Origin of the sequence: Streptomyces angustmyceticus, from assembly GCF_019933235.1 — a bacterium.
GTDB classification, from domain to species: Bacteria; Actinomycetota; Actinomycetes; order Streptomycetales; family Streptomycetaceae; genus Streptomyces; species Streptomyces angustmyceticus.
Genome location: NZ_CP082945.1, coordinates 453,427 through 465,832, shown reverse-complemented (window position 1 = coordinate 465,832; position 12,406 = coordinate 453,427). Strand labels below are relative to the sequence as shown.

At 73.4% G+C, this 12,406-nt stretch carries 12 protein-coding genes; all 12 read left to right on the top strand.

What is annotated here, in order from left to right; genetic code table 11:
- Positions 1 to 595 precede the first annotated feature (595 nt).
- The 12 genes from K7396_RS02040 to hypF all read left to right on the top strand — a co-directional run bounded on the left by K7396_RS02040 (position 596) and on the right by hypF (position 12,369).
- Positions 596 to 1,342, top strand: coding sequence for a DUF4232 domain-containing protein (locus tag K7396_RS02040; protein WP_086719678.1), 747 nt, complete (start codon positions 596 to 598; stop codon positions 1,340 to 1,342).
- A 217-nt stretch (positions 1,343 to 1,559) separates the two neighbouring features.
- On the top strand, positions 1,560 to 2,648 hold the full coding sequence (locus K7396_RS02035) for an NADH-quinone oxidoreductase subunit B family protein (RefSeq protein ID WP_086719679.1): 1,089 nt from the start codon (positions 1,560 to 1,562) through the stop codon (positions 2,646 to 2,648).
- Positions 2,649 to 2,733: 85 nt separating this feature from the next.
- Entirely contained in the window at positions 2,734 to 4,518 is a 1,785-nt protein-coding gene (locus K7396_RS02030; protein ID WP_086719680.1) for a nickel-dependent hydrogenase large subunit, read from the top strand.
- Entirely contained in the window at positions 4,515 to 5,123 is a 609-nt protein-coding gene (locus K7396_RS02025; protein ID WP_174886812.1) for a hypothetical protein, read from the top strand. Before K7396_RS02030 ends, K7396_RS02025 begins: the two co-directional genes overlap by 4 nt.
- Entirely contained in the window at positions 5,120 to 5,788 is a 669-nt protein-coding gene (locus K7396_RS02020; protein WP_223659567.1) for a DUF5947 family protein, read from the top strand. Before K7396_RS02025 ends, K7396_RS02020 begins: the two co-directional genes overlap by 4 nt.
- Entirely contained in the window at positions 5,785 to 6,501 is a 717-nt protein-coding gene (locus K7396_RS02015; protein WP_086719681.1) for a DUF6084 family protein, read from the top strand. The genes K7396_RS02020 and K7396_RS02015 overlap by 4 nt, the downstream gene beginning before the upstream one ends.
- Positions 6,498 to 7,919 (top strand): hypothetical protein, encoded by a 1,422-nt coding sequence (locus K7396_RS02010; protein ID WP_086719682.1) that lies wholly within the window; start codon positions 6,498 to 6,500, stop codon positions 7,917 to 7,919. The genes K7396_RS02015 and K7396_RS02010 overlap by 4 nt, the downstream gene beginning before the upstream one ends.
- Positions 7,916 to 8,485 carry a hydrogenase maturation protease gene (locus K7396_RS02005; RefSeq protein WP_086719683.1) on the top strand — a complete coding sequence of 190 codons (570 nt, stop codon included), beginning with the start codon at positions 7,916 to 7,918 and terminating at the stop codon, positions 8,483 to 8,485. Before K7396_RS02010 ends, K7396_RS02005 begins: the two co-directional genes overlap by 4 nt.
- The gene (locus K7396_RS35860) at positions 8,479 to 8,583 is read left to right on the top strand and encodes a DUF6893 family small protein (protein WP_373866866.1); all 105 of its coding nucleotides are present in this window, start codon (positions 8,479 to 8,481) and stop codon (positions 8,581 to 8,583) included. The genes K7396_RS02005 and K7396_RS35860 overlap by 7 nt, the downstream gene beginning before the upstream one ends.
- 139 nt (positions 8,584 to 8,722) lie before the next feature.
- Positions 8,723 to 9,103 (top strand): hydrogenase maturation nickel metallochaperone HypA/HybF, encoded by a 381-nt coding sequence (locus K7396_RS02000; protein ID WP_086719684.1) that lies wholly within the window; start codon positions 8,723 to 8,725, stop codon positions 9,101 to 9,103.
- Positions 9,104 to 9,106: 3 nt separating this feature from the next.
- On the top strand, positions 9,107 to 9,958 hold the full coding sequence (hypB, locus tag K7396_RS01995) for a hydrogenase nickel incorporation protein HypB (protein ID WP_086719685.1): 852 nt from the start codon (positions 9,107 to 9,109) through the stop codon (positions 9,956 to 9,958).
- Entirely contained in the window at positions 9,955 to 12,369 is a 2,415-nt protein-coding gene (gene hypF / locus K7396_RS01990; protein WP_152104221.1) for a carbamoyltransferase HypF, read from the top strand. Before hypB ends, hypF begins: the two co-directional genes overlap by 4 nt.
- The last annotated feature ends 37 nt before the right edge of the window (positions 12,370 to 12,406 follow it).

Genomic DNA, 12,406 nt, shown 5'->3' with positions numbered 1-12,406 from the left:
GTCCTCGCCCGCGCCGGGCATCCGGTCGGCCAGGGACCCGACGGTGGCGCTCTCGCCCATGCGCGGTGCCTGCTCGGCGGCGACGCGTACCGGGGCGCCGGTCAGGACACCTCCCTCCTGGCGGCCTCGGCGCGGGCGGTGCTGTCGGCCGTCAACCGGGCGAGCGGGGATCGCGACGCGTCAGCGACAGGGCGTAACGGGCCCGGAGGCAGGCAGGCACAGCGGGACCGGGGAAACCACCGGCCCCGGGAGAAACCGCCCGGCCCGCGGGTGCCGCCCGGGCCCGGAGTCGCCGCACGGGCCCGGCGGGGCCCCTGCGCCCCCGGGGGCGGTGTTCTCGGTCGGCGGAACGGCCGAACATGGCGGTGGCGTGTCCGCAACTCGGGAATATTCTGCGATTCTGAGCGACACGCCCCGAATACCGGCTGGTCACACCGATAGCCGGGGTCACCGGCGTGCCGAGCACTCCGGCTCGTTAGCGGTGTGTTAGTGCCTCGTTAGCGGACCGGCAGCGCCCCGGGCCACGCTGGCTGGAGCACCGGACCGTACCCACCCCACGACGAGAGCTCGCACCTACCCGACGAGGGGGACACTTATGTCGCTCATCATCAAGACACGCGGCCGCGGCCGTCGTGTCGCCGCGGGATCGCTGATCGCCGTCGCGGCGCTCGCGCTCACCGCCTGCCAGGGCGGGCCCGATGCCGCATCGCACCCCTCGTCGGCCGCCGCACCCCGTACGTCCCACAACGCGCGGAGCGGTGACGGGTCGCAGTCGGCGGGCGGCGCGGGCACCTCGTCCGCCGCGAAGCCCCAGTCCTCGGTGCCCGGTCAGGGGCCGTCGGCGGCCTCGGCCAAGGCGACGTCTCCGGGCGGCAAGCCGACCGGCAGGACGCCGGGTGCCACGGAGTCCCAGGCCTCCGCCATGACGGCCTCGGACCGCTGCACCGCCGCCCGGATGTCGCTGCGCCTGGGCCCCTCCGACATGGGCGCGGGCAACGTCCGCTACCCTCTCGTCTTCACCAACAACGGCAAGACGGCCTGTTCGCTGCGGGGCTACCCCGGGGTCTCGCTGATCAAGCGGGACGGCTCGGCCGTCGGCAGGCCCGCCACCCGCTGGGGCGGCTCCGGCGGCGCCATCCGGCTCCAGCCGGGGCAGAGCGCGCACGCCGTGCTGCACACCCTCAACGAGGGCGTCTCGGACACTCCGTGCTGGGACCGCTCGCAGCTCGTCTTCGTCTACCCGCCCGGATCGAAGGAGTCGATGACCACCGGCAGTGCCGGACTGCGGGTGTGCGGCGGACGGTTCGAGGTGACCGCGGTGGAGGCCGGGGGACTGGGCTGACCGCGGTACGACGACACGGGAGCCGGGTGGCCGCGCGGGCGGTCACCCGGCTCCCGGCGTTCTCCGTCGGGGCGGGGCCCGGCGGCGGACCGAGTGGCCGGGCGGTTCACCACAACGGCCCCTTGTGACCGCCCCACGGCTCCGGATCGGTGTTACCAAGGTGGATGGAAGCCTTGAATGAGTGCTTTCGTTGCATATCTGCCGAGGAGCCATCCCCATGTCTGCAGCTTCGAGCGTGGCCGCGCAGGCCGCTGCGAACGGAAAGCCGTCCGCCGAGGACGAGTCCCCGATCCACATTCTCTGGATCAACGCCGGCCTGAGTTGCGACGGCGACTCCGTGTCGCTCACCGCGGCGACCCAGCCGAGCATTGAGGAGATCGCGCTCAGTGTGCTGCCGGGGCTGCCCAAGATCGCCGTCCACTGGCCACTGATCGACTTCGAATGCGGCCCGGTCCAGGGCGCGGACGCGTTCATCGAGTGGTTCTTCAAGGGCGAGCGCGGCGAGATCGACCCGTTCGTGCTGGTCATCGAGGGATCCATCCCCAACGAGTCCATCAAGCCGGAGGGCTACTGGTGCGGCTTCGGCGACGACCCGGAGACCGGCCAGCCGATCACCACCAGCGAGTGGATCGACCGGCTCGCCCCCAAGGCGCTCGCCGTGGTCGCGATCGGTACCTGCGCCACGTACGGCGGCATCCACGCGATGGCGGGCAACCCGACCGGAGCCATGGGCGTGCCCGACTACCTGGGCTGGGACTGGACCTCCAAGGCCGGCATCCCGATCGTCTGCGTGCCCGGCTGCCCGATCCAGCCGGACAACTTCTCCGAGACGCTCACCTATCTGCTCTACCAGGCGGTGGGCTCGGCCCCGATGATTCCGCTGGACGACCAGCTGCGCCCCACCTGGCTCTTCGGGTCGACCGTGCACGAGGGCTGCGACCGGGCCGGCTACTACGAGCAGGGCCAGTTCGCGACCACCTACGACTCGCCCAAGTGCTCGGTGAAGCTCGGATGCTGGGGTCCCGTGGTCAAATGCAACGTGCCCAAGCGGGGCTGGATGGACGGCATCGGCGGCTGTCCGAACGTCGGCGGTATCTGCATCGCCTGCACCATGCCCGGCTTCCCCGACAAGTTCATGCCGTTCATGGACGAGCCGCCCGGCGGCAAGGTCTCCAGCGCCGCGAGCGCCGCGTACGGCAGCGTCGTCCGCCGACTGCGCGGCATCACGGCCAAGACCGTCGACCACGAGCCCAAGTGGCGGCATCGCGGCGACCAACTGACCACCGGCTACCGCAAACCGTGGTGAACACACCCCGTCCGTAGCCGTCCGGCTCCTCGGCACCTCCGTTCGACCCCACCTCCGCGCGCAACGAAAGGGCACGGCACTCACGATGGCACCGAAGACGAAGGCGGCCGGTGACGGCAGCGGTCTGACGGAGATGTCCTGGGATCCGATCACCCGGATCGTGGGCAGCCTCGGCATCCACACGAAGATCGACTTCAAGCAGAAGCGGGTGGCGGAGTGCTACAGCACCTCCTCCGTCTTCCGCGGCTACAGCGTCTTCATGCGCGGCAAGGACCCGCGCGACGCGCACTTCATCACCAGCCGGATCTGCGGCATCTGCGGTGACAACCACGCCACCTGCTCCGTCTACACGCAGAACATGGCCTACGGGGTGAAGCCCCCGCACCTGGGGGAGTGGATCATCAACCTCGGCGAGTCCGCCGAGTACATGTTCGACCACAACATCTTCCAGGAGAACCTGGTCGGCGTCGACTACTGCGAAAAGATGGTCCGCGAGACCAACCCCGGCGTCTGGGAACTCGCCCAGCGCACCGAGGCCCCGCACGCGGCCGAGCACGGCTACCGCACCATCGCCGACATCATGAGCTCCCTCAACCCCCTGGAGGGCGAGTTCTACCGCGAGGCGCTCCAGGTCAGCCGCTACACCCGGGAGATGTTCTGCCTCATGGAGGGCCGCCATGTGCACCCCTCCACGCTCTACCCGGGCGGCGTCGGCACCATCGCCAGCGTCCAGCTCTTCACCGACTACCTCAGCCGGCTGATGCGCTACGTCGAGTTCATGAAGCGCGTGGTCCCGCTCCACGACGACCTGTTCGACTTCTTCTACGAGGCGCTGCCCGGATACGAGGAGGTCGGCCGGCGGCGGGTGCTGCTGGGCTGCTGGGGCGCGCTGAACGACCCCGAGCACTGCGACTTCACCTACCGCAACATGACGGACTGGGGACGGAAGATGTTCGTCACCCCCGGCGTCATCGTCGACGGCAAGCTGGTCACCAACGACCTCACCGAAATCAACCTCGGCATCCGGATCCTGCTCGGCAGCTCCTATTACCAGGACTGGGAGGGCCAGGAGCAGTTCGTCACCCACGATCCGCTCGGCAACCCCGTCGACCCGCGCCACCCGTGGAACCAGCACACCATCCCCGCCCCGCAGAAGCGCGACTTCAACGACAAGTACAGCTGGGTGATGTCCCCGCGCTGGTTCGACGGCAAGGAGCACCTGGCGCTGGACACCGGCGGCGGCCCGATCGCCCGGCTGTGGTCCACCGCGCTGTCCGGGCTCGTCGACACCCCGTACGTCAAGGCCACCGGCCACAGCGTCACCATCGACCTCCCGCGCAGCATGACCAAGCCCGAGGCCCGCTTCGAATGGAAGATCCCGAAGTGGAGCAACGCCCTGGAGCGCAACCGCGCCCGCACCTACTTCCAGGCGTACACGGCGGCCATGGCACTGCACTTCGCCGAGCAGGGGCTCGAAGAGGTCCGGGCCGGGCGCACCCAGACCTGGGAGAAGTTCGAGGTCCCCGACGAGTCCATCGGCTGCGGCTTCACCGAGGCGGTGCGCGGCGTGCTCTCGCACCACATGGTCATCCGGGACGGGAAGATCGCCAACTACCACCCGTACCCGCCCACCCCGTGGAACGCCAGCACCCGTGACACCTACGGCACCCCCGGACCGTACGAGGACGCCGTGCAGAACACCCCGATCTTCGAGGAGAACACCCCGGAGAACTTCAAGGGCATCGACATCATGCGCGCGGTGCGCAGCTTCGACCCGTGCCTGCCCTGCGGCGTCCACATGTACGTCGGGGACGGCAGGTCCGTGCAGAAGATGCACGTGCCCACCGGCCTGAGCGGACTGTCCGGATGAGCGCCCGGGGCACCACGGCACCGGCCGCCGCACCCCGGGCCGGCGTCCCCCAGGGCGCCGCGGCCCAGGGCACCGTGAACGCGGAGACGACCGGGCGGCGCGTCGAAGAGGTGCTGGACCGCCTCGCGCAGCGCGACCGCGAGGCCGGCGCCGCCGCCGAGGAACTCGTCCGGGTCCTGATGGACTTCTACGGCGCGGGACTCGCCCGGATCATGCACCTCATGGGCAGCACCACCGGCGACGACGGCCCCCGGGCGGCGCTGCTGCGCGACGAGCTGGTGACCAGCCTCCTGGTGCTGCACGACCTGCACCCCGAGGACACCGTGACGCGCATCGGCCGCGCCCTGGACAGCGTCCGCCGCCAACACCCCGCGGACATCGTGGAGTTCGACGCGGACAGCGGGGCGCTGCGGCTGCGCGCCGGGGACACCGGAGGCTGCGGCTGCCCGAGCACCAACCAGCAGGCGCAGCAGGCCGTCGAGGCCGCCGTGTCCTGTTTCGCGCCCGATGTGGCCTCGGTGCGGTGGGAGGCGGCGGGGGCCACGGCCGAACCGGCGCTGCTGCAGATCTCCCGCCGGCCGCCGACCGCCCACCCCGCGTCGTGAGCGGCCGGCTGACGGTGCCCCCGCGGCTCGGACCGTCGAGCGCCCACCGCGGCCTGCGCCGTTTCCGCACCCCGGCGCCGCCCGCCCCCGAACGCTGCGAACTGTGCGGCGTGGTGCTCGCCGAACACAACCACCGCCACCTGGTCAACACCGAACGCCGCGCGCTGGCCTGCGCCTGCACCCCCTGCGCGCTGCTCTTCGAGCAGCCCGGCGCCGGCGGCGGACAGTTCCGTACCGTCCCCGACCGCTACCTCGTCGACCCCGGCCACGCCCTCGACGACGCGGCCTGGAACCTCCTGCAGATCCCCGTCGGCGTGGTCTTCTTCCTGCGCCACGCCGACCTCGACCGGCTGGTCGCGCTCTACCCCAGCCCGGCCGGCGCCACCGAGAGCGAACTCGACCCCTCGACGTGGCAGACCGTGCTCGACGCCAGCCGGCTGGCCGGTCTGCTGCGGCCCGACGTGGAGGCGCTGCTGCTGCGCCGCTCCGAGGGCCGGATCGACTGCTACCTGGTGCCCGTCGACATCTGCTACGAACTCGTCGGCCGGATGCGCCTGTTGTGGCAGGGCTTCGACGGCGGGGCCGAGGCACGCGCCGCGGTCACCGAGTTCTTCGCCAAGGTCGCCCGCCGGGCCCGGGAGCCGAGGGAGGACGACCGGCCGTGACCGAGCTGTCCTTCGCCTGCACCGGCGTCCGCGCCGACCGCTACGCCGCGGCCCCCACCCTGCTCTTCCGGCTGCGCCTGACCGCCGCCGGAGGCGACCGGGTGCACGCCGTCGCGCTGCGCTGCCAGTTGCGCATCGAACCGGGCCGGCGCGGCTACCGCACCGACGAGGCCGAGGCGCTCGCCGACCTCTTCGGCGAGCGGTCGCGCTGGGGCAGCACCCTGCAGCCCCTGCAGTTCGCCCAGGTCTCCCTGGTCGTCCCCGGCTTCACCGGCGAGACCGAGGTGGACCTGCCGGTCCCGTGCAGCTACGACCTGGACGTCGCGGCCGGACGCTACTTCCACGCCCTGCGCGACGGCGAGGTCCCGCTGCTGCTGCTGTTCTCCGGCACGGTGTTCGCCGGCACCGGCGGCTTCCACGTCGAGCCGGTGCCCTGGAACAAGGAGGCGTCCGTGCGGATGCCGGTGTCCGTCTGGCAGGAGATGACCGAGACGCACTTCCCCGGCTGCGGCTGGCTCCGGCTGCCCCGCGAGACCCTCGACGCGCTGCTCGCCTACCGCTCACGGCACGCCCTGCCCTCCTGGCAGGCGACCGTCGCCTCGCTGCTGGACGCCGCCGGGGACGGCGGGCCGCCCGCACCGCGCGCCCGGCTCTTCCCCGGCGTCGCCGCGCGCCCCGCCGCCCACCCCGTCAGCGAAAGGACCGCGCCGTGACGACCAGCGTCCGGCCCGACGACACGGCGGACCGCTTCGCCACCGCCCGCCAGGTGGCGGACGCCGTGCTGTTCGAGGGCTATGTGCTCTACCCGTACCGCGCCTCCGCCGCCAAGAACAGACTCCGCTGGCAGTTCGGCGTCCTGGTACCGCCCCGCTGGGGCGCCCGCGGCGCGGAGCACTCCGTCCAGCGCACCGAATGCCTCATGGAACCCAGGTCGGGGGCCCGGCTCACGGCCGAGCTGCGGTTCCTGCACGCCCAGCGGCGCACCGTCCAACGCGCCGGCACCGACGGCGCGTTCGAGACCGTCGGGGAACTCGAACTGCCCGACCGGGTGCTGGTCCCCTGGGACGAGGGCGTCGAGGAGCGCGTCACGCTCGACGCCGAGGTGTCCCGGCTGACCGGCGAGGGCGTCACCGTCCCGTTCACCCGGCCCGCCGGGGAGGAGACCGAGGCGGTGCACGACGCCGGCGGGCAGCTCGTCGGCCGGCTGGTGCGCCGCCGCGCGGAACTCCACGGACGCGTGCGGCTGACCGCGAGCGAACTCGACGGTCCGTACGCGGCGCTGCGGCTGACCGCGACCGTCGAGAACACCAGCGGCTGGGAACCCGACGGCTCCGGCGCCGACCGTGACGCGGCACTGCCCCACTCGCTGGTCGGCGCCCACCTCTTCCTCGGCCTGAGCGCGGGCTCGTTCGTGTCCATGACCGACCCGCCGGAGTGGGCCAGGGGAGCGGTCGCGGACTGCCGCAACGAGCACGCCTGGCCGGTGCTGGCCGGCGACGCGGGCCGCGCCGATGTCGTCCTGTCCTCCCCGATCATCCTGGAGGACCACCCGGCCATCGCCCCCGAGAGCCCCGGCGCCCTCTACGACGCCCTGGAGATCGACGAGATCCTCGCCCTGCGCACCGCGGCCCTCACCGACCAGGAGAAGCGCGAGGCCCGCGGCACCGACCCCCGCGCCGCCGAGGTCATCGAGCTCGCCGACACCATGCCGCCCGAGGTGCTGGAGCGGCTGCACGGCGCCGTACGGTCCCTGCGCGAGGTCACCGGGCCCGGCCCGGCCGCACCCGACGACCTGACCCCCGACGTGCCGGGCCTGCGCCCGGACACCCCCTGGTGGGACCCGGAGAGCGACCGCAGCGTCGATCCCGTACGCGACCGGATCACCGTCGACGGCCGGTCGGTCGGCGCCGGCAGCCGGGTGCTGCTGCGTCCCGGCCTGCGCCGCACCGACGCCCAGGACCTCTTCCTCCAGGGCCGCACCGCCCATGTCGAGGCCGTCCTGCACGACGTCGACGGCGGGGTGCACCTCGCGGTGACCGTGGAGGGCGACCCGGGCGTCGACATCCGGCGCGAGCAGGGCCGGTTCCTGTACTTCCAACCCGATGAGATCGCTCCCCTGGAGGACGCGTGAACGCCGAAGCACCCGTCGCCGGGCCGCCCGCGAGGACGCTGATCGCCGGCGTCGGCAACATCTTCCTCGGCGACGACGGCTTCGGCGTCGAGGTCGTGCGCCGCCTGGGCGAGCACCCGATGCGCGACGGCGTGGAGGTCGTCGACATCGGCGTACGCGGGGTCCACCTCGCCTACCAGATGCTCGACGGCTACCACACGGTGCTCCTGGTGGACGCCTCCGCGCGCGGCGGCGAACCCGGCACCGTCTACCTCCTCGACGCCACCGCCCCGGCCGGCGCCCCGTCCCGGGACACCGCGCTCGACGGCCACCACATGACCCCCGACACCGTGCTCGCGCTGCTCGACACGCTCAGCGCGGGCACCGACGGCCGACGCCCGCAGCGGGTCCTGGTCGTCGGCTGCGAACCCGCCGATGTCGCCGAAGGCATCGGGCTCAGCGAACCGGTCGCCGCCGCGGTCGACGAGGCCGTGGGGCTGGTCCTGCGGCTGGTCGGCGCGGCGGAGCCGGCACCGGCCGCCGCCGGACCGCACACCAGCGATGAGAGGAACACGACACCATGCTGAAGCTCGCTCTGGGCGGGGCGCTCGCCGCCGCGCTCGCCGTCGCCGTCAGGTCCGTGCTGCCCGACGTCAAACGCTATATGCGGATCCGTTCCATGTGAGCCGGGGGCGCTGCACCGAACGGTGTACGCCACCGCGCCGCCCCGGCGAGGCACCGCGGCCGCCCTGCGGGCGCGCCGTCTAATGATGCCGAGCGGTACCCGGCCGTGCCACGGCCGTGCCCGCACCAGAGAGGGACCGATGCACGAGATGTCCATCGCGCTCGCGGTCGTGGAGCAGGTCGAAAGCGCGGACCGGCCCACCGGGGCCACCACCGTCAACAGCGTCCGGCTCCAGGTCGGCGAACTGGCCGGGGTGGTCCCGGACGCGCTGGCCTTCTCCTTCGAACTCGCCTGCGCGGGAACGGTGTTGGAGGGCGCGGAACTCATCACCGAACCCGTCGTGGCCCGCGCCCGCTGCGGCCCCTGCGCACAGACCTGGCCGGTGGGCATGCCGCCGCGGCTCAGCTGCCCCGGATGCGGCGGGGCGAGCACCGAGCTGCTGTCCGGCCGGGAACTGCAGATCGTCCGAGTGTGCTGGAACGACGCCCCGGTACACGTCCCGATTCCTGAGGAGCGCTGAACCATGTGCCGTGTCGTCGACCTGCAACAGGCGGTCCTTGCCAAGAACGACGCCTGCGCCCACACCCTGCGCGAGGATCTCGCCGCGCGGGGCACCGCGGTCGTCAACCTGCTCTCCAGCCCCGGCAGCGGCAAGACCGCCCTGCTGGAGCGGGAACTGACCCTGGCCCGCAGCCGGGACATCCCGGTCGCGGCGCTCACTGCCGACCTCGCCACCGAGAACGACGCCGTCCGGCTGGCCCGCTCCGGAGTGCCCGTCAAACAGGTGCTCACCGACGGCCTGTGCCACCTGGAGGCCGAGATGCTGGGCGGGCACCTGCACGGCTGGCTCCCCGCCGAAACCCGGCTGCTGTTCATCGAGAACGTCGGCAATCTGGTCTGCCCGGCCTCCTACGACCTGGGGGAGACGCTGCGCATCGTGCTGGCGTCGGTGACCGAGGGCGAGGACAAGCCGCTGAAGTACCCCACCGCCTTCGGGCTGGCCCACCTGGTCGTGGTCACCAAGACCGACATCGCCGAGGCGGTCGCCTTCGACGAGGCGGAGTTCCGCGCCAACGTCGAACGCATCAACCCCGGCGTCGAGGTGGTGCTGACCTCGGCGCGCCGCGGCGAAGGGGACGGCGTGCTGGTGGACCGGGCGCTGGCCGCCCGCGACGGGGCGCCGGTGCACATCCCCGTGATGACCCGCAAGTCCCATCACGTCCATGACGCCGACGACGGCCAGCCGCGCGACGAGTGCCACCTCCACGGCGAGGGCCACTCCCACCACCCGGACCACACACACGCCCCGCGGGCCCAGGACGGCGGCCCCGCGCACACCACCGGCTCCGGCACCGTGGCGTCGAGTCGCTCATGACCACAGGGCAGGCCGGCGGGGGGCTCGTGACGGCCCCCGCGACAGCCGCCGCACGCCGCCGGATCACCGTGCGCGGTGTCGTCCAGGGCGTCGGCTTCCGCCCGTTCGTCCACACCCTCGCCACGGAACTGGGCCTGACGGGCCATGTGACCAACACCGGCGAGGGCGTCGTCGCCGAGGTCGAGGGCGCCGTCGCCGCGCTCGACCTGTTCGGCCGCCGGATCGGCGCCGACGCGCCACCGCTGGCCGTGGTCGAGACGGTCGACGCCGAGGACGTCGCGGTGCGGGGCGACACCGGGTTCCGCATCCTCCCCTCGCGCGCCGACGGCCTCCCCCGCACCCTGGTCTCCCCGGACGCCGCCACGTGCGACGCCTGCCTCGCCGAGCTGACCGACCCGGCCGACCGCCGCTATCGCCACCCCTTCCTCACCTGCACCCACTGCGGGCCGCGCTTCACCATCGTCACCGCCCTGCCCTACGACCGGGCGCAGACGACCATGGACCGCTTCCCGATGTGCCCCCGCTGCGCGCGGGAGTACGCGGACCCGGCCGACCGGCGCTTCCACGCCCAGCCCATCTCCTGCCACGACTGCGGCCCCCGCCTGCGGCTGCTGACCGCGGACCCCGCCGACCCCACCCGCCCCCCGCGCCCCGCCCCCGGCACCGACCCGGTCGCCGCCACCCGACGGCTGCTCGCCGAGGGCGCGATCGTCGCGGTCAAGGGCCTCGGCGGCTACCACCTCGTCTGCGACGCCTCCGACGACACCGCCGTCGCCCTGCTGCGCGCCCGGAAGAACCGCGGCGACAAACCCTTCGCCCTGATGGCCCGTCAACTCGCGGACGTCGAGCACCTGGTGCGCGTACGGCCCGAGGAGCGCGCCCTGCTCACGGGGCCGGTGCGCCCCATCGTGCTGCTGCGCCGCCACCGGGGCCCCGCGCCGGCCCCGGACGCGCCGGTGCTGTCCGGCGCCGTCGCCCCCGGCAGCCCCGACCTGGGCGTGATGCTGCCCTACACCCCGCTCCACCACCTGCTGCTCGGGCTGCCCGGCGACCCCCGGGGCCCCCGGCTGCTCGTCATGACCAGCGGCAACGTCGCGGGCGAGCCGATCGTCACCGACGACGAGGACGCCGTACGGCGCCTGGCGCACCTGGCCGACGCCTGGCTCACCCACGACCGGCCGATCCGGATCCCGTGCGACGACTCCGTGGTCCGGATCAGCGACGGCGAGCCGCTGTTCATCCGCCGCTCGCGCGGGCACGCGCCGATGCCCGTCCGCCTCCCGGTGCCGGTACGCCCCGCGCTCGCCGCCGGCGGCGACCTCAAGAACGTGCTCTGCCTCGCCGAGGGGGACCGCGCCTGGCTGTCCGCGCACATCGGCGACATGGACGACCTGGCGACCCAGCTCGCGTTCGAGGAGGCCCAGGCGCATCTGGAGACGGTCACCGGGGTGCGCCCGCAGTTGCTCGCCGCCGACCGGCACCCCGGCTACCGCTCCGGGCAGTGGGCACAGCGCCACACCGACGGCCGCCCGCTGGTCCGCGTCCAGCACCACCACGCCCATGTCGCCTCGGCCATGGCCGAACACGGCCTGCCCGACGGCCACCCCGTCATCGGCGTCGCCTTCGACGGCACCGGCTACGGCGACGACCACGCCGTGTGGGGCGGCGAGATCCTGCTCGCCGACTACGACGGGTACCGCCGCTTCGGTCAGCTCGCCTACGTCCCGCTGCCCGGCGGGGACACCACCGTACGGCGCCCCTACCGCATGGCCCTGACCCATCTGCGCGCCGCCGGCCTCGACTGGGCCGCGGACCTGCCGCCGGTGGCCGCCTGCCCGCCGCAGGAGCGGCGGTTGCTGGCCCGGCAGCTGGAGCGCCACCTCAACTGCGTGCCCACCTCCAGCATGGGCCGCCTCTTCGACGCGGTCTCCTCGCTGGCCGGGATCTGCCACCACGCCGGGTACGAGGCCCAGGCCGCGGTCGCCCTCGAAGCCGCGGCCCTGACCGCCGGCGAGGACCACGGCCCCGGCTACGCGTTCGCGCTGCGCGCCGCCCCGGCGGGCACGACGGGCGCGGACACCGTCGCCGACCCGGCGCCGGTGCTCACCGCCGTCGTGGCGGACCTGCGCGCGGGCACCGCACCGGCGCTGATCGCGGCCCGCTTCCACACCGCGGTCGCCGACCTCGTCCGGCGCTGCTGCGCGCTGGCCCGGGCCCGCGCGGGCCTGACGACCGTGGCGCTGACCGGTGGCGTCTTCGCCAACACCCTGCTGGCCGAGGCCACCGCCCGCCTCCTGCGGCAGGACGGCTTCACCGTCCTGCGCCACCGCCGCGTCCCGCCCAACGACGGGGGACTGGCGCTCGGCCAGATCGTCGTGGCGGCGCGCACCGCAGGAGCCGCCGCGCGCTGAGCGGCGCCACGGCGCGGCGGACGTAACGTACCCACGA

What these genes read in the sequence shown, in the direction of transcription:
- K7396_RS02000 (WP_086719684.1), top strand. Translation starts at nt 8,723, where the DNA reads ATGCACGAGATGTCCATCGCGCTCGCGGTCGTGGAGCAGGTCGAAAGC.
- hypB (WP_086719685.1), top strand. Translation starts at nt 9,107, where the DNA reads ATGTGCCGTGTCGTCGACCTGCAACAGGCGGTCCTTGCCAAGAACGAC.
- K7396_RS02030 (WP_086719680.1), top strand. Translation starts at nt 2,734, where the DNA reads ATGGCACCGAAGACGAAGGCGGCCGGTGACGGCAGCGGTCTGACGGAG.
- K7396_RS02040 (WP_086719678.1), top strand. Translation starts at nt 596, where the DNA reads ATGTCGCTCATCATCAAGACACGCGGCCGCGGCCGTCGTGTCGCCGCG.
- K7396_RS02035 (WP_086719679.1), top strand. Translation starts at nt 1,560, where the DNA reads ATGTCTGCAGCTTCGAGCGTGGCCGCGCAGGCCGCTGCGAACGGAAAG.
- K7396_RS35860 (WP_373866866.1), top strand. Translation starts at nt 8,479, where the DNA reads ATGCTGAAGCTCGCTCTGGGCGGGGCGCTCGCCGCCGCGCTCGCCGTC.
- hypF (WP_152104221.1), top strand. Translation starts at nt 9,955, where the DNA reads ATGACCACAGGGCAGGCCGGCGGGGGGCTCGTGACGGCCCCCGCGACA.
- K7396_RS02025 (WP_174886812.1), top strand. Translation starts at nt 4,515, where the DNA reads ATGAGCGCCCGGGGCACCACGGCACCGGCCGCCGCACCCCGGGCCGGC.